The sequence below is a fragment of the Neobacillus sp. DFD-2R genome (genome assembly GCF_057747865.1).
This window is the reverse complement of record NZ_CM173228.1, coordinates 1,178,641-1,199,480: the sequence shown is the minus strand read 5'-3', so window position 1 is coordinate 1,199,480 and position 20,840 is coordinate 1,178,641. Positions and strand designations below refer to the sequence as shown.

Genomic DNA, 20,840 nt, shown 5'->3' with positions numbered 1-20,840 from the left:
CCTTGTGTTATGTATTTGATAAAAATTCACTTACTATTGTACCAAACTTTTCTGGTTCTTCCACATGTAATGCATGTCCCCCGTTTTTAAGGGCTATCCAAGTACCATTTTGAAATTCAGCAAGCATCTTTTGAGCTATAGCACAAAATTTATCATCTTCTTCTCCAGTTAACAGCAGTACCTCATTTGTTATTCTTCCTAAAACTCCCCACCAGGAAGGCTGTGAGCCTGTCCCCATACCTAAAAGACTATTTGCCAGGCCCGTTGGAGAATTGCGCAAACGTTGCTTTCTAATGGCTTCCTTGACGGATTCAGATAGACGATTCATCGTAGAAAAGAGCGGGATTGCTTCCCAATAATCAACAAATGGCTTGATACCGGCTTTTAGAATAAATTCTGCAAGTTCTCTATCTTTCATACGCCTTGTTTCTCTTTCTTGCTCTGTTACTAATCCCGGAGAAGCACTTTCTAAAATGAGCTTTCGTACTCTTTCGGGAAAAAGCAGCGCAAAGGTCAGCGCAAGTCTTCCTCCCATTGAATATCCCAGTACATCAACTTGATGCACGCCAAGTTTATCAAGGATGTTTTTCAGATCATCTGCAACTGTTTCAATTTGATAATGATTACTTTTATCAAGCGATTCCGTTTTCCCGTGTCCAATAATGTCAGGGAAAATGAGTGTTGAATGCTCTCCCCATTTAGGGCAAAAAGGGGTCCATGTCGAAGAATCACCAGTGAAGCCATGAAGAAGAAGAAGGGGAAATCCTTCACCTTTTTTTTCGACATAATAGCGGATCCCGTCGATTACTACATACATTTTTGGTCACCTTTTACAAAATTTGATATTTCCTGGGAAACAGAATGCCAAAATTCACGATGTTCTGATGTATTCCTGTCTCTATTTGTTGAAATTTCAAGAACATTTAGCCCAGGTGTTTCCAGTGAATCTTTCATAATCGAGCTAAAATGGTCCCAATCCTTTATTTTCGTAAAATTCCCATTGAACATTCTTACTGCATGTTCAAATTCCACATTTAAAGGTGTTCCAAAGAGAAGTTCGAATTTATTTGTATGTTCTGCCTGTGGAAGGAATGAAAAAATCCCGCCGCCATTATTATTAACAACAATGATATGAATATCAATATTGTATAGCTTTGCCGCTATCAGTCCATTTAAATCATGGAAAAAGGTTAAATCTCCCAAGACAAGATATAATGGCTTTGAGTATAAAGCAGCTCCTAAAGCAGTAGAGACCGTTCCATCAATGCCATTCGCTCCTCTATTAGCTATTACATTAATTGACTTATCATTATTGAGGAAGAAACTATCTATATCTCGAATTGGCATACTATTTCCTACAAAAAGAGTAGCTCCTTCCGGCAGCATATCAGCCAATTGATAGAACAGGCGGCTTTCACTCAATTCTGTTGTGTCATTAATCATAATCATATGTTCTTTTGTTAGCTTATTAATAGTTTTCCATTTCTCTAAAGACCCCGTAGGAGATTTAGGTTTGATATACGTTAATAAAGATTCACAGAAGTTTGTTTCATTGCAGAAAATCATTTCTGTCGATAATGCTGCAGGATCACGCCATCCCCCGCCGCCATCAATAACATACTGATCAGCGCCATGATTTTCTTTTAAGAAAATCATTAACGCTTTTGAAACAGGCATAGCTCCAAATCGGATAACCACATCAGGTTTTAAAAATGATTTAGCGTCTTCATTACGTAAAAACGAATCGTAGGCCTCAATAATATTTCCGCTATTGTGTTTACCACTTCTAAGCTGTGATAAGGGATCAGCTAAAATTGGAAAATTTAAAGCAGAAGCTAAAAGGGTTACAGCATCTGCAAATCCTTCTGTTTCAATATTTCCACAAACAATGATACCTTTTTCCTTTTTACTCAACTTAGCAGCAAGGTCCCTAAATTGATCACTTTTTATTGTTAAACTTCCATTATGTACCTTTACATAGCCGTTCGGGCGTTCTTCCGTTTGAAAAAGGTTATCATCCAAAACAGGTATGAGAGGTTCACGAAATGGAAAATTCAAATGGACCGGACCTGAAGGAGCTTGACTGGCGAGTGCCGCTGCACGCGCGCACACTGTCCGGGCATAGCGAATGATATCGTTATTTTTCTCCGGTAAAGCCATTTCAGCAAACCATTTTACATGATGTCCATATAAATGAATTTGATCAATAGCCTGGGGTGCTCCCACTTCTCTAAGCTCATGGGGGCGGTCCGCTGTTAACACCAGCAATGGAACCCGGGAATAATGCGCTTCGACAATTGCAGGGTAGTAATTGGCGGCTGCTGTACCTGAAGTACAAAGAATGGCAACAGGTCTTTTCGAAGCCTTCGCTATTCCCAATGCAAAGAAAGCAGCTGAACGTTCATCCACGTGGATATGAAGACGTAAATCAGGATGTTCAGCCATTACCATCGCCATAGGTGTTGACCTTGATCCCGGACTGACAACAACATCTGTAATCCCCGTTTGGACGAGTTCGCTTACAAAGGCAGCGATATATGCTGTTAATGCTTCTTGATGCTCCATGTTATTTTCCCCCTAAAGCTCTTTGCATTGGTCTAAATTTTAAACCTGTTTCTAAATATTCGCTTTCAGAATTAGAATCCGCTACCACTCCGCATCCTGCAAATAAGGATGCTTCATTCCCTTGGATGAGGCCTGAGCGAATTGAAACAGCAAATTCTCCGTTTCCGCGATAATCAACCCAACCTAAGGGGGCTGCATAAAAACCTCGGTCTAATTCTTCCACTTCTCTAATTTTTTCTACTGCTTCCTTTTTAGGCAGTCCTCCAAGAGCAGGTGTTGGATGAAGTCTTTCGACTAATAACAATAGGGAAGCATCTTTATGACATTTACCAATTACAGGTGTATAAAGATGTTGAATATCTCTAATTTTCATTAATTGCGGCTTATCCGGAAGAATAACCTCGGAGCAGGATTCCTCTAATGCTTCCTTGATCATTTCTACAACAAAGCCATGCTCAATAAGATTTTTTTGATCATTTAATAATTGTTCACCTAAAATTTTGTCTTCCTCTTCTGTATTGCCTCTTGGAATCGAACCTGCAAGGCATGTGGAAAAAACGTTATTCCCTTGTTTTTTCACAAGTCTTTCAGGGGATGCGCCTAAAAATGCGTCGCCGTTTGATTCAAAAACAAATATAAAACTTTCATGCTGCTGCTTAATCAAATTGAAAAGAGCTGTTTCCGCTTCAATAGGTGCATCAAAAACTAACCTGAGCTCCCGTGCAAGGACGACTTTTTTTAATGGCCCTGTCTTCAGATCCTGTACAACATCATCAACAGCCTTTCTCCAGTTCTCAGGAGAAATTTCCTTTGTTTCAAGAAGATTAACTGCTTTCACCTGATAATTGGTATCAAGAGAATTAAAAAGCTGTTTCCTCTCTTCCATTACTTTAATAAATAATCCTTGATGATCATGGGGGGTACAGACAATATTCGTTGTTAAGTAAGTATGACCTTTAATGATACTTAACATATATTTGGGAGTATGGAACAAAGAATCAGAATACTTGGACCATAAATCCGTTTTCATATTATTAGGGTCAAAAGAGAATCCGCCAAACATGACAGGTCCCAAACCATTTTCAGCATATGGATTAAAGATAAGACTATCCTTTAAAAATTTCTGCCATTCTTCTTCAACATGAAAAAAGCGGTCAGTAACCTGATCCGATTGAATTTGTTTAGATATTCCAAGTCCAATAAGCATAAACTCGTCAGTCGGGTCTTTCCAGAAAAAACGTTCACCTAGATAGCGCTCTTTTCCAATATTAAAAAAAGATAAAGGGTTAATCGTGTCCATTTTATGAACTTCACTAATTAAAATGGGCCGGCCAAGTTCTTTAGCACGATTAACAGCCATAAGACCCCTTTCCTTTAATTCCGTTTCTTGAATGGTAACCAAAAAAATCCCTCCAAAACAGCCAAAATGACTGTTATCCATTCATTTAAAGCTTATTTTAAGATACTACTCCCATTGTAAAGAAGTCAATAAAACTTGTCACTAACTATCCATTTTAATTCCTATTATATATTAAAATATCAGGATCAGCTTGTAATGGCTCCTTTGTGTGTTATTTCATTTTTCCTCTAAACAATAAATAATAATCAATCAGGGATTATCTTCTAATTCAACTAGGAAAAAGCCATTGACACCATTAGCAGGATTCCATACACTTAGGTGTGGAAAGTTCCATTAGAATGATAAGTTCTATTGACTATAAATAAGAAAAATATATAAAGGGAGAGAAAGATATGCAGCCAAATTTACAGCAGCCTGCTGTTGAATCAAACCGTGGTTTCCAGGTTTGGTGGCAAATGACCCGGCCACATACATTAACAGCTTCGTTTGTTCCTGTACTGCTGGGTACCGCACTTGCCCTAAGACTTGGAAAAATCCACATTGGTCTTTTTGTTACAATGCTTCTGGCCAGTTTGTTAATACAAGCGGCAACCAATATGTTTAATGAATATTTCGATTTTAAACGCGGGCTCGATACGGAGCATTCTGTAGGAATTGGCGGTACCATTGTCCGAGATGGCATCAAGCCGAAAACAGTTATCAACCTTGCGTTTGGCTTTTACGGTATTGCTTTATTGTTAGGCGTTTATATTTGTGCGAATAGCAGTTGGTGGCTTGCCTTAATAGGGCTTTTTTGCATGGCAGTCGGTTATTTTTATACCGGCGGACCATTTCCGATCGCCTACACACCATTTGGTGAAATTTTTGCAGGTTTTTTTATGGGAATGCTGATTATTTTAATTTCATTCTTTATTCAAACCGGAACTGTTGATAGCACAAGTATTCTTGTTTCAGTTCCAATTATGGTCCTTGTCGGTGAGATTATGCTTTCGAATAATATTCGTGACCTTGATGGTGATAAAGAAAATGGACGCAAAACTGTTGCGATTCTTTTAGGCAAAAAAAGAGCCATTTATTTATTAGCAGGTATGTTCACTTTTTCCTATCTTTGGGTATTAGCTCTTATTATTACCGGGGTTGCGCCAATTTGGATTGCGATCGTGATTCTGAGTGCACCAAAAGCCATTAAAGCAACTAAAGGATTTATTGAAAATACACTGCCTATTCAAATGGCACCGGCCATGAAGGCTACAGCGCAAACAAATACGATTTTTGGATTTTTACTTGCGATTGGAATCTTTATTGGACATTATCTACAATAAAAAAACTTCTGCCGATACTGGCAGAAGTTTTTTTATTGTCTAGCTCCAGACATCGATTAGCGAGTGTATTTCGCTTTTCTTTTTATAGAGGCTTAATCCTCCAAATGTCATCTGCATATTCTTTAATTGTTCGGTCGCTTGAAAAATATCCGGCATTTGCAATATTGATAAGGCTCATTTTTTGCCATTTTCGTTGATCCATAAAAGTTTCCCCAACTGTTTTATGGATGTCAGCATAAGAGGCAAAGTCCTTTAAGACAAAGTATTGGTCATTTTCCTCAAGTAATGAATCAAAAATAGGTTCAAATTCGTTATGAACACCAGGGAAAAATCCATTCACCAGCTGATCCACTGCTTGCCGGATACGGCTATCATGATGGTAGTACTCTATGGATTGGTAACCGCCATGCTGGTAATAATGGAGAACTTCCTCTGCTGTAAGACCATAAATAAAGATATTAGAATCTCCAACTAATTCTTGAATCTCTATATTGGCACCGTCCAAAGTTCCTAAGGTAAGGGCGCCGTTGATCATAAATTTCATGTTACCTGTTCCCGAGGCTTCTTTACTAGCAGTGGAAATCTGTTCACTCACATCAGATGCAGGGAATACTTTTTCTGCAAGGGAAACACGATAATTTTCCAGGAAAATCACTTTCAGTTTATCCCCGATAATTGGGTCATTGTTTACTTTATCAGCTACTGTATTTATTAATTTGATAATTTTTTTAGCATAGTAATAACCGGGTGATGCTTTTGCCCCGAAAATAAACACTCTTGGGACTACAGTAAAGCTTGAATCCTCTTTAATTCGATTATAAAGATACATAATGTGTAAAACATTTAGAAGCTGCCTTTTATAGGCATGCAGCCGTTTCACCTGTACATCAAAAATGGCTTCCGTATTGACAGCTGTTCCAGTTTTGCTGTAAATGATTTCGGCAAGTGTTTGTTTGTTTTCCTTTTTTATCTTAAACAATTGTTCTAAAAATGATGGATCGTCTTGGTATTTCAATAATTGGGTAAGATCATTTGGTGAAGTGGTCCAGGAAGTTCCGATTGCATCGGATATTAGGGCTGATAGTTTTGGATTGGCTTTTAAAAGCCAACGACGGTGCGCGATACCATTGGTTTTATTATTAAACTTCTCTGGGAAAATTTGATAAAATTGATTCATTTCTCGTGTTTTAAGAATTTCTGTATGTAGCTTTGCCACACCATTTACACTAAAACTTCCAACAATTGCTAAGTGAGCCATTTTTACATAATCGTCAGCGATAATGGCAAGCTGCCCTATTTTCTCCCATGCTCCCGGAGACTGTTCCCATAGCTGCCGGCAAAAACGCTCATTAATTTCTTCAACGATCATATAAATCCTTGGAAGAAGCGGTTGAAAAATTCGAATTGGCCATTTTTCCAAAGCTTCTGTTAAGGTTGTATGATTGGTATAGGAAATTGTATTAGTTGTAATATGCCAGGCACGCTCCCACTCGAAGCCTTCTTCATCAATTAAGATTCTCATTAATTCCGGAATGGCCAAAACGGGATGCGTATCATTAATATGAATGCACACATGGTGATGGAAAAGATTCAAGTTGGGATGTTGCTTCCGATAGGTTTTAATGATTGATTGAAGGCTCGCCGAAACTAAAAAGTATTGTTGCTTTAGCCGTAGGATTTTCCCTTCGTCATGGGTATCATCCGGATATAAAAATTCCGATACAGATTCAGTTTCTCTTTTATATTTTAGAATATCTGTATGAAACGGGAATTGCGAAGGCTCTGCATTCCACAGCCTTAAGGTATTGACTGTCTTCGTCTCATAACCAATAACCGGCATGTCGTGAGGAACTGCGGTAACCGTTTCAGCATTTAAATGATGAAAAACAAGTCGCCCGTTTTCCGTCCTAGCTTCCACCTTGCCCCAAAATGGGATTTTAACGGCCAAATCCGCTTTCCGAACCTCCCATACATTACCGCCCCTAAGCCATTGTTCAGGTAATTCTACTTGATAGCCGTCAACGATTTTTTGTTCGAATAGGCCATGCTTATAACGGATTCCGTGACCATGACCAGGGAAATTTAGAGAAGCAAGTGAATCTAAAAAACAGGCGGCCAATCTTCCTAAGCCGCCGTTTCCCAGACCTGCATCCGCTTCTAATTCCTCCAGCTCACTTAAATCAATTCCAAGTTCATGAAGACCTGCCTGTACCGTATCTTCAATCCCCAAATTGATTAAATTTTGCCTTAGGAGCTTTCCTAATAAATATTCAATGGAGAGGTAATAAACTTGTTTCTCTTTTGCCGCTAAGTAACTCTCGTTTGTTTTTATCCAATCATTACTCACGTATTCACGGATCATGTTACCAAGCGTCTGATAATGGTCCCGCTCAGAACTTTCCGAAAAACTCTTACCACATAACATCTCAAGCCTTTTTAAAAAAGTCTCCTTGAACTCTACCTTATTAGAAAACATGGGTTTCACTCCTTGAGATGAGCTCAGCATAAAGCTGGTTATATCTAAATGCTGACTGTGCCCAACTATTATCCATTAACATAGCCCGCTGGACAATTTCTCCCCACACATCACTATGATAAAAATGAATGGCCCTTCTAATCGTGTAGAGCATATCATGGGCATTAAAATTTCGAAATGAGAAGCCGTTTCCTTCCTCGGTAACCTCGTTCCAAGCTTGTACTGTATCATTTAATCCGCCAGTCTCCCGAACGATCGGAACAGCGCCATATTTCATGGCAATTAACTGTCCAAGTCCACAAGGTTCAAAAAGGGATGGCATTAAAAACAAGTCAGCCGCCGCATAGAGCTTATGTGCAAGATTTTCGTTGAAACCAATATTAACCTTTAATTTTTCCGGATTGTAATAGGCAGCGTGCTTCAAAAATTCTTCATACTCGTAATCACCGGTTCCAAGAATGATTACCTGAATATCTTCTTGTAAGATTTCATGAAGCACACATTTAACAAGGTCGAGACCCTTTTGCTTTGTAAGCCTTGTAATCATCACCATTAACGGTGTGGTTGACTTTTGTGGCAATCCAAAAAGTTTTTGAACCTCTTTTTTATTAATCGCCTTTTTCTGGTAGTCAGTCGGTGTAAAGGTTTGATAGATTAGTGGGTCTTTGGCAGGATTATAAAAATCTTCATCAATCCCGTTTAATATTCCTATTAAATCCTCTTCTCTTGTCTTCAGGAGGCCTTCCAGCTTTTCTCCAAATGCGGCTGTTTGAATTTCCTCTTTATAGGTAGGGCTTACAGTCGTTATTTCATCTGCGGCGACAAGAGCCCCTTTCATGAAATTAATAGCACCAAAAAACTCTAAATGCTCAGGATGGAAATATTGGAAATCCATTCCCAACAAATCTCCCAAGACTTCTTTTGGAAAAACACCTTGAAATTGAAGATTGTGGATTGTAAAAACAGTACGGATTAAGCCATATCCATTTCGCTTTACATATTCCATTCTTAAAAGATATGGAATCATCGCAGTATGCCAATCATGGCAATGGATTACATCCGGATAGAAATTAAGGTGTCCGATTGCTTCCAATACGGCCCTATTAAAATACGCAAATCTTTCGCCGTCATCGTAGTAACCATAAAGGCGATCCCGTTTAAAATAGTATTCATTATCAATAAAATAAAAGGTAACACCTTGGTATGTTAGTTCCTCTATTCCACAATATTGGTTTCTCCATCCGACAGAAACTGAAAACTCTTTTACCTTTTTCATTTCTTTTTTATATTCTTCGGAAATTGTACCGTATTTTGGAAGAATCACTCTAACATCTGTTCCAAGGCTTTTTAGCTCTTTTGGGAGAGAACCTGCTACATCAGCAAGTCCCCCGGATTTTGCAAATGGACCACATTCAGAAACTGCAAATAATACTTTCACGAATTCATCAACGCTCCTTGCTTCGTACCTTTACGAATTACAAATGGTGAATGGGCAGTGCCGGTTAAATGTGTGCCGGCTTCCACTTTAACATCTTTATCTAAAATAACAGAATCCAGATAGCAATTATCTTCAATTTGACACTTCTGCATAATGATACAGTTCTTAATAACCGTTCCTTTACCTATTTTTACCCCGCGTGAAACAATGCTGTTTTCAACGGTTCCATTAATTACACAGCCATTGGCAATCATCGCATTTTGTACGGACGACCCTTTCATATACTTAGTTGGCGGTTCATCCTTCACCTTCGTATATACCGGCTGTTCCTTTAAAAACAATTGTTTCCATATAGTTGATTTTAGTAAATTCATACTAGTAGAAAAATAGTTTTCGATAGAATCGATCATCACTGAATATCCGGCATAATCGTAGTGGCAAATAGAATAAAGGCTATTGAGATCATTAACAACATCCTTCATGCATGTATAGCCTGTTACATCTCTTGTTTCAATCAGCTCAACGAGTAAAGAGGTTTTAACTAAATACATTTCCATGGAATGACCGTCTTTATGATGTAATTCCGTGATATCACAGCCTGATTCGGTATGCCACTCTAACAACGAACTAAAATTCATATTAAATACGGTATAACTATTAGCAATGATAGAATATTCTTGTGTGCTGCGGTAAAAGAAGTCGATATTAGCAGCAAAATGATCAAAGGATCCGACTCGATTACCATCGTTATCAACAATCGGTGAAGGGAAAAAGAATAGGCCATCGCGCTTGCGATTCAAGTCCCAATTTTTGCCTGAACCAAGGTGGTCCATTAAGGAACGATATTGCATTTTCGGAAATATGGCTACACTGCGAATCCCTGAATTCACCATATTTGATAAAACAAAATCAATAAGACGGTAACGTCCTGCAAACGGCAACGCTGCAAGAGACCGGTGTGTTAATAGGTCCTCTAAATCATCATGATATGTTGTTGCGTCAATTACGCCTAATAGCTCTCTCTTCAAACCTATTCCCTCCCAATTTTTATAGAAAAGCTAATACCGGACACTTAAAAAGCGGGGTATAACCCACTTAACATTTCGCTTGTAACAAGAATAATCTCATCATCAAATGAACGGATCACAGTTCCATCCGGAACAATCACATCGCCTGGAACAATCGCTCTTTCAATCAAACAATTTTTTCCAATTGTTGCATCAGGCATAATGACCGCCTCTTTGATAGTCGAACCCTTTCCTACTGTAACCCCTTGGAATAGTACTGACTTATCAATTTCTCCTTCAATTGTACATCCTTCATTAATTAATGATTCCTTAACAAGGGCATCCGGGGAAATATACTGCGGCGGTTGATTTGGATTGACTGAATAAATCCTCCATCCGTGGTCAAATAAGTCTAAGTCACAATCTTCATTTAATAAATCCATATTTGCTTCCCAAAGGCTTTGAACAGTACCAACGTCCTTCCAATACCCTTTAAACGGATAAGCAAATAATTTCTTTTTCTCTTCAAGCAAAAGAGGAATAACATCTTTACCAAAATCATGGCTGGAATCCGGGTTCCGGTCGTCCATTTCTAAATATTCTTTAAGTATATTCCAGTTAAAAATGTAAATGCCCATAGAAGCAAGATTATTTTTTGGGCTGCTTGGCTTTTCCTCAAATTCTGTTATTCTTAAATCTTCATTCGTATTCATAATGCCAAAACGGTTCGCTTCCGCCCATGGCACTTCAATTAATGAGATCGTAACATCTGCCCTTTTTTCAATATGATATTCGAGCATGCTCTCATAGTTCATTTTGTAAATATGATCGCCGGAGAGAATTAACACATATTCCGGCTGATATTGCTTTAGATAATTAAGATTTTGATAGATTGCACTTGCGGTCCCGGTGTACCACTTTACTTCTGACGATTCCGCATAAGGCGGTAAAACCGTTACTCCACCATCTTTACGGTCAAGGTCCCAGGCACTTCCAATCCCGATGTATGAATTTAACAGCAATGGTTGATATTGTGTTAACACTCCTACCGTGTCAATACCTGAATTGCTGCAGTTGCTTAATGGAAAATCAATGATGCGATATTTCCCTCCAAAGGGCACAGCCGGCTTCGCTAAATCTTTCGTTAGCGAATTAAGCCTGCTTCCTTTCCCTCCTGCCAACAGCATTGCTACGCACTTTTTCTTTACCATTACCTTTTCGCTCCTTCCGTTTTTTGACTGGTCTTAAAATTAAAAATCCAAATGGGGGAATTGTAATATTTACCGAATATGGCCTTCCATGAAATGGCTCATCAGAAGCAACAATTACCTTTTTGTTTATAAGTCCTGTACCACCGTATTCCAGATAATCACTATTCAAAATTTCCCGGTACTCGCCTAGTTTCGGTACACCAACTTTATAATCTTGGTAACTAACACCGGTAAAATTACTAATAACCACTAAGAATTCATCTTCATTTTTACCTTTTCGGATAAAGGAAAAAATAGATTGCTTGCTGTTATTTACGTCTATCCATTCAAATCCTTCCCATAAATGGTCTAATTCATATAGCGGTTTTGAACGCTTATATATCTTTGTTAATTCTTTAACATATGTGTTTACATTTCTGTGCATGTCATATTCCATTAAGTTCCAATCAAGCTGTTCCTTATCTTTCCATTCTGCAAATTGACCTATTTCAAAGCCCATGAATAATAGTTTTTTTCCCGGATGGGCAAACATATAACCTAGCAATAACCGAAGTTGAGCAAATTTTTCCCAGTAATCACCTGGCATTTTATCTAGTAATGACTTTTTTCCATGAACCACTTCATCATGGGAAAATGGCAGCATAAATTTTTCTGAATAAGCATATAAAAACGAAAAAGTGATTTTTGAATGTACACTGGAGCGGTTGAACGGCGGGGTTTCTGCATATTCCAGAACGTCATTCATCCAGCCCATATTCCATTTATAATCGAATCCTAATCCGCCATAATGAACAGGTGCGGTCACATTAGAGAAGTCTGTAGAATCCTCCCCAATCATCAGGAAGTTAGGAGCATACTCATGTACTTCTTTATTTAATTTCTTTAAAAATTCAATTCCAAATGGATTTTCTTCATTCTCGGAGGAATTGGGCCAATAAATGATATTAGCAACTGCATCCATCCTAAATCCATCTATATGGTAGTAATCCATCCAAAAAAACGCATTCGAAATGAGGAAACTTTGTACCTCTCCTTTTCCAAGATCAAAGTTCGCTGTTCCCCAGACATGATTTTCTCTATCACTCTCTGTGCGATAGGAGTATAAGTGTGTACCGTCAAACCGGTATAATCCATGGGCATCCTTACAAAAATGCCCCGGCACCCAATCCAGTATTACACCTATTCCATTCTGGTGACACTGGTCCACAAAATACTTGAAATCATTTGGTGTTCCGTATCTGGAAGTGACAGAATAATAACCTGTACCTTGGTATCCCCAGGAGGCATCAAGTGGATGTTCAACAAGCGGTAATAACTCAATGTGGGTAAACCCGTGTTCAATAACATATGGAATTAATTCTGAGGCTAGTTCTCTATATGTAAGGAAATCCCCATTTGGCTTTTTCCTCCAAGATCCTGCATGAACCTCATATATAACCGCAGGCTCTGATAAAAAATTTGTTTTTTCTTTCCGATGAACCCATTGATAATCCTGCCACTCATAATCCTGTAAGGAATATACAATGGATGCAGTATTCGGTCTTAGTTCAGAATAAAATGCATATGGATCTGCTTTTAAGAGGATTTCTCCCGTTTCTGATAAAATTTCATACTTATAAAGACTACCTTCCAGGTTTTGATTAATAACGATAATCCAAACCCCTTCATCATTTACCTTTTGCAGTTCATATCCTTCACCATTCCAGCTATTGAAATCCCCCGTAAGCCTCACTTGTTGGGCATTAGGGGCCCATACGCAAAATCGTGTATATACCCTATTGGTATCTTTTAAGATATGAGCGCCAAAAAGCTGATGACTTTGGAAAAGACTACCCTCATGAAATAAATGTAGCTGGTAATCAGTGGGAAATAATGTATTCACTGTCATGGCTCTCCTCATTCCTCTTGAAATTATGTATTACATCGTTCAATTATAATTCGGAATTCAATTTATTCCTCAAAAAAGTTTTTTCTCTTTTCAGACATTTTGTAACGTGAATCGACATAAATAACTCTAATCCCTCAGCGTTCGACAAGAAGTGATAAATATAATTTCAGATGTCGACAAAACTTATTAAAATTTTTTTCTAGAGAAAACGTTTGCATTATTCGGGAAATTTATTTCAGATAATGAATTAAACTGGGGAGCTTTTCAAAAACAGATAGCGTTTCGTTATTGGGAATTTTAATAAATAAAAGAGGCATTTTATTAAAGAATTTGATCCCCTTTAATAAAAGTGAGAAGGTGATGCAAAAAAGCATATAAAAAAACTGATGACAATTTATCATCAGTTTTTTTATATGACCCCTACGGGATTCGAACCCGTGTTACCGCCGTGAAAGGGCGGTGTCTTAACCGCTTGACCAAGGGGCCAATATGGCAGAGAAGAAGGGATTCGAACCCTCGCACCGGTTACCCGATCTACTCCCTTAGCAGGGGAGCCCCTTGAGCCACTTGGGTACTTCTCTATATGGCTCCGCAGGTAGGACTCGAACCTACGACCGATCGGTTAACAGCCGATAGCTCTACCACTGAGCTACTGCGGAATAATAAATAGATTAAATTATGGTGGGCCTAAATGGACTCGAACCATCGACCTCACGCTTATCAGGCGTGCGCTCTAACCAGCTGAGCTATAGGCCCATAATTGGAGCGGGTGATGGGAATCGAACCCACTACATCAGCTTGGAAGGCTGAGGTTTTACCAGTAAACTACACCCGCATACGATTATTAAAATGGGGCGACTGATGGGAATCGAACCCACGAATGTCGGAACCACAATCCGATGCGTTAACCACTTCGCCACAATCGCCACAATGTAAAAAATATTATTAAATTAAATGGTGGCTCAGGACGGAATCGAACCGCCGACACAAGGATTTTCAGTCCTTTGCTCTACCGACTGAGCTACTGAGCCAACATATGGCGGTCTGGACGGGACTCGAACCCGCGACCTCCTGCGTGACAGGCAGGCATTCTAACCAACTGAACTACCAGACCAAATTGCGGGGACAGGATTTGAACCTGCGACCTTCGGGTTATGAGCCCGACGAGCTACCGGACTGCTCCACCCCGCGACGGTAATAAATACTTTATTTAATTCATGTCCAAAGTTTGTATGGACTGTATCAATCTCAGTAAGCTTATTCAAGCAGCAATTTGATTGATACAACTCGCAGATATTCAATGAAGTAACGCTCGTTGCTCCACCCCGCGACGGTAATAAATACAATTATAGATAAAAAATAAATAATATGGCGGAGGAAGAGGGATTCGAACCCCCGCGCGGTTTAACCCGCCTGTCGGTTTTCAAGACCGATCCCTTCAGCCGGACTTGGGTATTCCTCCATATTATATAAAATTACTGGTGGACCTTGTAGGACTCGAACCTACGACCGGACGGTTATGAGCCGTCTGCTCTAACCAGCTGAGCTAAAGGTCCATGGTAAAATTCACTTATAAATAAACTTGGTAGCGGCGGAGGGGATCGAACCCCCGACCTTACGGGTATGAACCGTACGCTCTAGCCAGCTGAGCTACACCGCCAAATATAAGATTAAATTATGGTGGAGCCTAGCGGGATCGAACCGCTGACCTCCTGCGTGCAAAGCAGGCGCTCTCCCAGCTGAGCTAAGGCCCCATAAAAAATGTTTCAAAACTGGTCGGGAAGACAGGATTCGAACCTGCGACCCCTTGGTCCCAAACCAAGTGCTCTACCAAGCTGAGCTACTTCCCGTTTATAATGGCGCGCCCGAAAGGAGTCGAACCCATAACCTTCTGATCCGTAGTCAGACGCTCTATCCAATTGAGCTACGGGCGCATTATTTTGATAGTTATTTTGCTATCGCAAAAAACTTTGGTGCCGAGGACCGGAATCGAACCGGTACGGTAGTCACCTACCGCAGGATTTTAAGTCCTGTGCGTCTGCCAGTTCCGCCACCCCGGCACTACTTGGAGCGGAAGACGGGATTCGAACCCGCGACCCCCACCTTGGCAAGGTGGTGTTCTACCACTGAACTACTTCCGCAATATGGCAAGTCATTTTTCTATCGCTAAAAACTTTGGTGCGGGTGAAGGGAGTCGAACCCCCACGCCTTGCGGCGCCAGATCCTAAGTCTGGTGCGTCTGCCAATTCCGCCACACCCGCGTATTGAAAGTTATTTTGCTATCGCAAAAAACTCTGGTGAGCCATGAAGGACTCGAACCTTCGACCCTCTGATTAAAAGTCAGATGCTCTACCAACTGAGCTAATGGCTCATACTAATAATGCTTTTTTAAAAGGTGGTGCCGGCGAAAGGACTTGAACCCTCAACCTACTGATTACAAGTCAGTTGCTCTACCAATTGAGCTACACCGGCAGTAAATATGGTGGAGGATGACGGGCTCGAACCGCCGACCCTCTGCTTGTAAGGCAGATGCTCTCCCAGCTGAGCTAATCCTCCAAATTTACAGCCTGGCAACGTCCTACTCTCACAGGGACAAAGTCCCAACTACCATCGGCGCTGAGAAGCTTAACTTCCGTGTTCGGTATGGGAACGGGTGTGACCTTCTCGCCATTGCTGCCAGACTATTTATCAGACACTATTTTATTATAATGTCTTTTTCATATTTTTCAAGAGGAAATTTTATTTTTTTTCATTCCCTCAAAACTGGATAATGCAGAAGAAGTTTGGTAAAAACGAGTTCACCTTATATGACTTGGTTAAGTCCTCGAACGATTAGTATCAGTCAGCTCCACACGTCACCGCGCTTCCACCTCTGACCTATCAACCTGATCATCTTTCAGGGTTCTTACTAGCTTGACGCTATGGGAAATCTCATCTTGAGGGGGGCTTCATGCTTAGATGCTTTCAGCACTTATCCCGTCCGCACATAGCTACCCAGCGATGCCTTTGGCAAGACAACTGGTACACCAGCGGTGCGTCCATCCCGGTCCTCTCGTACTAAGGACAGCTCCTCTCAAATTTCCTGCGCCCACGACGGATAGGGACCGAACTGTCTCACGACGTTCTGAACCCAGCTCGCGTACCGCTTTAATGGGCGAACAGCCCAACCCTTGGGACCGACTACAGCCCCAGGATGCGATGAGCCGACATCGAGGTGCCAAACCTCCCCGTCGATGTGGACTCTTGGGGGAGATAAGCCTGTTATCCCCGGGGTAGCTTTTATCCGTTGAGCGATGGCCCTTCCATGCGGAACCACCGGATCACTAAGCCCGACTTTCGTCCCTGCTCGACTTGTAGGTCTCGCAGTCAAGCTCCCTTGTGCCTTTACACTCTACGAATGATTTCCAACCATTCTGAGGGAACCTTTGGGCGCCTCCGTTACTCTTTAGGAGGCGACCGCCCCAGTCAAACTGCCCACCTGACACTGTCTCCCACCCCGATGAGGGGTGCGGGTTAGAATTTCAATACAGCCAGGGTAGTATCCCACCGACGCCTCCACCGAAGCTAGCGCTCCGGCTTCTACGGCTCCTACCTATCCTGTACAAGCTGTACCAAAATTCAATATCAGGCTACAGTAAAGCTCCACGGGGTCTTTCCGTCCTGTCGCGGGTAACCTGCATCTTCACAGGTACTATAATTTCACCGAGTCTCTCGTTGAGACAGTGCCCAGATCGTTACGCCTTTCGTGCGGGTCGGAACTTACCCGACAAGGAATTTCGCTACCTTAGGACCGTTATAGTTACGGCCGCCGTTTACTGGGGCTTCGATTCAGAGCTTCGCTTGCGCTAACCCCTCCTCTTAACCTTCCAGCACCGGGCAGGCGTCAGCCCCTATACTTCGCCTTGCGGCTTCGCAGAGACCTGTGTTTTTGCTAAACAGTCGCCTGGGCCTATTCACTGCGGCTCTTCGAGGCTATTCACCCCAAAGAGCACCCCTTCTCCCGAAGTTACGGGGTCATTTTGCCGAGTTCCTTAACGAGAGTTCTCTCGCTCACCTTAGGATTCTCTCCTCGCCTACCTGTGTCGGTTTGCGGTACGGGCACCTTTTATCTCGCTAGAGGCTTTTCTTGGCAGTGTGGAATCAGGAACTTCGGTACTAAATTTCCCTCGCTGTCACAGCTCAGCCTTCACGCAAGCGGGATTTGCCTCACTTGCAGCCTAACTGCTTAGACGCGCATATCCAACAGCGCGCTTACCCTATCCTCCTGCGTCCCCCCGTTGCTCAAACGATAAAGAGGTGGTACAGGAATATCAACCTGTTGTCCATCGCCTACGCCTTTCGGCCTCGGCTTAGGTCCCGACTAACCCTGAGCGGACGAGCCTTCCTCAGGAAACCTTAGGCATTCGGTGGATGAGATTCTCACTCATCTTTCGCTACTCATACCGGCATTCTCACTTCTAAGCGCTCCACCAGTCCTTACGGTCTGACTTCAACGCCCTTAGAACGCTCTCCTACCACTGACATCGAAGATGTCAATCCACAGCTTCGGTGATACGTTTAGCCCCGGTACATTTTCGGCGCAGAGTCACTCGACCAGTGAGCTATTACGCACTCTTTAAATGGTGGCTGCTTCTAAGCCAACATCCTGGTTGTCTAAGCAACTCCACATCCTTTTCCACTTAACGTATACTTTGGGACCTTAGCTGGTGGTCTGGGCTGTTTCCCTTTTGACTACGGATCTTATCACTCGCAGTCTGACTCCCACGGATAAGTCTTTGGCATTCGGAGTTTGTCTGAATTCGGTAACCCGATGAGGGCCCCTAGTCCAAACAGTGCTCTACCTCCAAGACTCTTACTACGTGAGGCTAGCCCTAAAGCTATTTCGGAGAGAACCAGCTATCTCCAAGTTCGATTGGAATTTCTCCGCTACCCACACCTCATCCCCGCACTTTTCAACGTGCGTGGGTTCGGGCCTCCATCCAGTGTTACCTGGACTTCACCCTGGACATGGGTAGATCACCTGGTTTCGGGTCTACGACCACATACTCATTCGCCCTATTCAGACTCGCTTTCGCTGCGGCTCCGTCTCTTCAACTTAACCTTGCATGTAATCGTAACTCGCCGGTTCATTCTACAAAAGGCACGCCATCACCCATAAACGGGCTCTGACTACTTGTAGGCACACGGTTTCAGGAACTATTTCACTCCCCTTCCGGGGTGCTTTTCACCTTTCCCTCACGGTACTGGTTCACTATCGGTCACTAGGGAGTATTTAGCCTTGGGAGATGGTCCTCCCTGCTTCCGACCGGATTTCACGTGTCCGGCCGTACTCAGGATCCACTCAGGAGGGAACGAAGTTTCAACTACAGGGTTTTTACCTTCTATGACGGACCTTTCCAGATCGCTTCATCTACCCCGTTCCTTTGTAACTCCATGTTGAGTGTCCTACAACCCCAAGAGGCAAGCCTCTTGGTTTGGGCTATGTCCCGTTTCGCTCGCCGCTACTCAGGGAATCGCGTTTGCTTTCTCTTCCTCCGGGTACTTAGATGTTTCAGTTCCCCGGGTATGCCTTCCATACCCTATGTATTCAGGTAAAGATATTGCTCCATTACGAGCAATGGGTTTCCCCATTCGGAAATCTCCGGATCAAAGCTTACTTACAGCTCCCCGAAGCATATCGGTGTTAGTCCCGTCCTTCATCGGCTCCTAGTGCCAAGGCATTCACCGTGCGCCCTTTCTAACTTAACCTAAAAGGTTTAATTCTCTTACATAATAAGAGAGAAAACTAAAATGGCAAGGAAAAATTGAACTGCATTTTTCCCAATTACTCGGTTCTTACTTTGACTTCTTCTTTACGATTATCCAGTTTTCAAAGAACGAATAAAAAAAGCTTCGAGAGATTAATTGCTCTCTCAAAACTAAACAAACAAAGAACGTGTTTCAAACAAACTGTTTTGTCCGGCTCATATGTCCGGCATATATCCTTAGAAAGGAGGTGATCCAGCCGCACCTTCCGATACGGCTACCTTGTTACGACTTCACCCCAATCATCTGTCCCACCTTAGGCGGCTGGCTCCTTACGGTTACCCCACCGACTTCGGGTGTTACAAACTCTCGTGGTGTGACGGGCGGTGTGTACAAGGCCCGGGAACGTATTCACCGCGGCATGCTGATCCGCGATTACTAGCGATTCCGGCTTCATGTAGGCGAGTTGCAGCCTACAATCCGAACTGAGAATGGTTTTATGGGATTGGCTCGACCTTGCGGTTTTGCAGCCCTTTGTACCATCCATTGTAGCACGTGTGTAGCCCAGGTCATAAGGGGCATGATGATTTGACGTCATCCCCACCTTCCTCCGGTTTGTCACCGGCAGTCACCTTAGAGTGCCCAACTGAATGCTGGCAACTAAGATCAAGGGTTGCGCTCGTTGCGGGACTTAACCCAACATCTCACGACACGAGCTGACGACAACCATGCACCACCTGTCACTCTGTCCCCCGAAGGGGAAAGCCCTATCTCTAGGGGTGTCAGAGGATGTCAAGACCTGGTAAGGTTCTTCGCGTTGCTTCGAATTAAACCACATGCTCCACCGCTTGTGCGGGCCCCCGTCAATTCCTTTGAGTTTCAGCCTTGCGGCCGTACTCCCCAGGCGGAGTGCTTAATGCGTTAGCTGCAGCACTAAAGGGCGGAAACCCTCTAACACTTAGCACTCATCGTTTACGGCGTGGACTACCAGGGTATCTAATCCTGTTTGCTCCCCACGCTTTCGCGCCTCAGCGTCAGTTACAGACCAGAAAGTCGCCTTCGCCACTGGTGTTCCTCCACATCTCTACGCATTTCACCGCTACACGTGGAATTCCACTTTCCTCTTCTGCACTCAAGTCCCCCAGTTTCCAATGACCCTCCACGGTTGAGCCGTGGGCTTTCACATCAGACTTAAAGGACCGCCTGCGCGCGCTTTACGCCCAATAATTCCGGACAACGCTTGCCACCTACGTATTACCGCGGCTGCTGGCACGTAGTTAGCCGTGGCTTTCTGGTTAGGTACCGTCAAGGTACCGGCAGTTACTCCGGTACTTGTTCTTCCCTAACAACAGAGCTTTACGACCCGAAGGCCTTCATCGCTCACGCGGCGTTGCTCCGTCAGACTTTCGTCCATTGCGGAAGATTCCCTACTGCTGCCTCCCGTAGGAGTCTGGGCCGTGTCTCAGTCCCAGTGTGGCCGATCACCCTCTCAGGTCGGCTACGCATCGTCGCCTTGGTGAGCCGTTACCTCACCAACTAGCTAATGCGCCGCGGGCCCATCTGTAAGTGACAGCCGAAACCGTCTTTCAGCTTTTCCTCATGTGAGGAAAAGGATTATCCGGTATTAGCTCCGGTTTCCCGAAGTTATCCCAGTCTTACAGGCAGGTTGCCCACGTGTTACTCACCCGTCCGCCGCTAACCTTCAGGAGCAAGCTCCTAAAGATTCGCTCGACTTGCATGTATTAGGCACGCCGCCAGCGTTCGTCCTGAGCCAGGATCAAACTCTCCAAGAAAGTTGATTAGCTCATTTGTTACGTTGGCTTAGCTT

Annotated in this window: 9 protein-coding genes, 21 tRNA genes and 3 rRNA genes; 1 reads left to right on the top strand and 32 read right to left on the bottom strand. The window is 42.6% G+C overall.

Features of this window, described 5'->3' with window-relative positions; all coding sequences use genetic code 11:
- Nucleotides 1-7: 7 nt before the first annotated feature.
- Genes menH through AC3ANV_RS05720 form a run of 3 tightly spaced genes read right to left on the bottom strand, consistent with a single transcriptional unit; the run spans nucleotide 8 to nucleotide 3,967 of the window.
- A complete protein-coding gene (menH, locus tag AC3ANV_RS05730) occupies nucleotides 8-817 on the bottom strand; it encodes a 2-succinyl-6-hydroxy-2,4-cyclohexadiene-1-carboxylate synthase (RefSeq protein ID WP_488312684.1) in 810 nt (269 codons plus the stop codon).
- Entirely contained in the window at nucleotides 808-2,565 is a 1,758-nt protein-coding gene (menD, locus tag AC3ANV_RS05725) for a 2-succinyl-5-enolpyruvyl-6-hydroxy-3-cyclohexene-1-carboxylic-acid synthase (protein ID WP_488312683.1), read from the bottom strand. The genes menH and menD overlap by 10 nt, the downstream gene beginning before the upstream one ends.
- 1 nt (nucleotide 2,566) lies before the next feature.
- Complete coding sequence (locus tag AC3ANV_RS05720; RefSeq protein WP_488312682.1) at nucleotides 2,567-3,967, bottom strand: isochorismate synthase; 1,401 nt, start codon at nucleotides 3,965-3,967, stop codon at nucleotides 2,567-2,569.
- Between the two features lie 350 nt (nucleotides 3,968-4,317).
- Between AC3ANV_RS05720 and AC3ANV_RS05715 the strand changes: the two genes are divergently transcribed.
- Nucleotides 4,318-5,247 carry a 1,4-dihydroxy-2-naphthoate polyprenyltransferase gene (locus AC3ANV_RS05715; RefSeq protein ID WP_488312681.1) on the top strand — a complete coding sequence of 310 codons (930 nt, stop codon included), beginning with the start codon at nucleotides 4,318-4,320 and terminating at the stop codon, nucleotides 5,245-5,247.
- Nucleotides 5,248-5,329: 82 nt separating this feature from the next.
- Here the strand turns inward: AC3ANV_RS05715 and AC3ANV_RS05710 are convergent, their stop codons facing one another.
- The 29 genes from AC3ANV_RS05710 to AC3ANV_RS05570 all read right to left on the bottom strand — a co-directional run bounded on the left by AC3ANV_RS05710 (nucleotide 5,330) and on the right by AC3ANV_RS05570 (nucleotide 20,805).
- Nucleotides 5,330-7,723 carry a glycogen/starch/alpha-glucan phosphorylase gene (locus AC3ANV_RS05710; RefSeq protein WP_488312680.1) on the bottom strand — a complete coding sequence of 798 codons (2,394 nt, stop codon included), beginning with the start codon at nucleotides 7,721-7,723 and terminating at the stop codon, nucleotides 5,330-5,332.
- Complete coding sequence (glgA, locus tag AC3ANV_RS05705; RefSeq protein ID WP_488312679.1) at nucleotides 7,713-9,161, bottom strand: glycogen synthase GlgA; 1,449 nt, start codon at nucleotides 9,159-9,161, stop codon at nucleotides 7,713-7,715. The genes AC3ANV_RS05710 and glgA overlap by 11 nt, the downstream gene beginning before the upstream one ends.
- Nucleotides 9,158-10,189, bottom strand: a complete 1,032-nt coding sequence (locus AC3ANV_RS05700; RefSeq protein ID WP_488312678.1) for a GlgC family sugar phosphate nucleotidyltransferase — start codon at nucleotides 10,187-10,189, stop codon at nucleotides 9,158-9,160. Before AC3ANV_RS05700 ends, glgA begins: the two co-directional genes overlap by 4 nt.
- Before the next feature lie 44 nt (nucleotides 10,190-10,233).
- A complete protein-coding gene (locus AC3ANV_RS05695) occupies nucleotides 10,234-11,379 on the bottom strand; it encodes a glucose-1-phosphate adenylyltransferase (RefSeq protein ID WP_488312677.1) in 1,146 nt (381 codons plus the stop codon).
- Complete coding sequence (glgB, locus tag AC3ANV_RS05690) at nucleotides 11,321-13,267, bottom strand: 1,4-alpha-glucan branching protein GlgB (RefSeq protein ID WP_488312676.1); 1,947 nt, start codon at nucleotides 13,265-13,267, stop codon at nucleotides 11,321-11,323. Before glgB ends, AC3ANV_RS05695 begins: the two co-directional genes overlap by 59 nt.
- Nucleotides 13,268-13,681: 414 nt before the next feature.
- Nucleotides 13,682-13,753, bottom strand: a tRNA-Glu gene (locus AC3ANV_RS05685).
- 4 nt (nucleotides 13,754-13,757) lie between these two features.
- Nucleotides 13,758-13,848 (bottom strand) — tRNA-Ser (locus AC3ANV_RS05680).
- A 3-nt stretch (nucleotides 13,849-13,851) separates the two neighbouring features.
- Nucleotides 13,852-13,926, bottom strand: a tRNA-Asn gene (locus AC3ANV_RS05675).
- 20 nt (nucleotides 13,927-13,946) lie between these two features.
- Nucleotides 13,947-14,023 (bottom strand) — tRNA-Ile (locus tag AC3ANV_RS05670).
- Nucleotides 14,024-14,028: 5 nt separating this feature from the next.
- Nucleotides 14,029-14,102 (bottom strand) — tRNA-Gly (locus tag AC3ANV_RS05665).
- 15 nt (nucleotides 14,103-14,117) lie between these two features.
- Nucleotides 14,118-14,193: transfer RNA gene (locus AC3ANV_RS05660), tRNA-His, on the bottom strand.
- A gap of 29 nt (nucleotides 14,194-14,222) precedes the next feature.
- Nucleotides 14,223-14,298: transfer RNA gene (locus AC3ANV_RS05655), tRNA-Phe, on the bottom strand.
- Between the two features lie 6 nt (nucleotides 14,299-14,304).
- Nucleotides 14,305-14,381 (bottom strand) — tRNA-Asp (locus tag AC3ANV_RS05650).
- Nucleotides 14,382-14,384: 3 nt separating this feature from the next.
- Nucleotides 14,385-14,458, bottom strand: a tRNA-Met gene (locus tag AC3ANV_RS05645).
- A 178-nt stretch (nucleotides 14,459-14,636) separates the two neighbouring features.
- Nucleotides 14,637-14,729, bottom strand: a tRNA-Ser gene (locus AC3ANV_RS05640).
- A 17-nt stretch (nucleotides 14,730-14,746) separates the two neighbouring features.
- Nucleotides 14,747-14,823, bottom strand: a tRNA-Ile gene (locus tag AC3ANV_RS05635).
- Nucleotides 14,824-14,850: 27 nt separating this feature from the next.
- A tRNA-Met gene (locus AC3ANV_RS05630) sits at nucleotides 14,851-14,927 on the bottom strand.
- Between the two features lie 18 nt (nucleotides 14,928-14,945).
- Nucleotides 14,946-15,021, bottom strand: a tRNA-Ala gene (locus AC3ANV_RS05625).
- Nucleotides 15,022-15,040: 19 nt separating this feature from the next.
- A tRNA-Pro gene (locus tag AC3ANV_RS05620) sits at nucleotides 15,041-15,117 on the bottom strand.
- 7 nt (nucleotides 15,118-15,124) lie between these two features.
- Nucleotides 15,125-15,201 (bottom strand) — tRNA-Arg (locus AC3ANV_RS05615).
- A 37-nt stretch (nucleotides 15,202-15,238) separates the two neighbouring features.
- Nucleotides 15,239-15,327: transfer RNA gene (locus AC3ANV_RS05610), tRNA-Leu, on the bottom strand.
- Nucleotides 15,328-15,333: 6 nt separating this feature from the next.
- Nucleotides 15,334-15,408 (bottom strand) — tRNA-Gly (locus tag AC3ANV_RS05605).
- Between the two features lie 35 nt (nucleotides 15,409-15,443).
- Nucleotides 15,444-15,528: transfer RNA gene (locus tag AC3ANV_RS05600), tRNA-Leu, on the bottom strand.
- A gap of 34 nt (nucleotides 15,529-15,562) precedes the next feature.
- Nucleotides 15,563-15,638 (bottom strand) — tRNA-Lys (locus tag AC3ANV_RS05595).
- A 25-nt stretch (nucleotides 15,639-15,663) separates the two neighbouring features.
- Nucleotides 15,664-15,739: transfer RNA gene (locus tag AC3ANV_RS05590), tRNA-Thr, on the bottom strand.
- A gap of 8 nt (nucleotides 15,740-15,747) precedes the next feature.
- A tRNA-Val gene (locus tag AC3ANV_RS05585) sits at nucleotides 15,748-15,823 on the bottom strand.
- Nucleotides 15,824-15,832: 9 nt separating this feature from the next.
- Nucleotides 15,833-15,948: ribosomal RNA gene (rrf, locus tag AC3ANV_RS05580) — 5S ribosomal RNA — on the bottom strand.
- 131 nt (nucleotides 15,949-16,079) lie between these two features.
- Nucleotides 16,080-19,015: ribosomal RNA gene (locus AC3ANV_RS05575) — 23S ribosomal RNA — on the bottom strand.
- 240 nt (nucleotides 19,016-19,255) lie between these two features.
- Nucleotides 19,256-20,805 (bottom strand): 16S ribosomal RNA (locus tag AC3ANV_RS05570).
- Together the 16S, 23S and 5S rRNA genes with 21 tRNA genes alongside form the textbook arrangement of a ribosomal RNA operon.
- Nucleotides 20,806-20,840 lie beyond the last annotated feature (35 nt).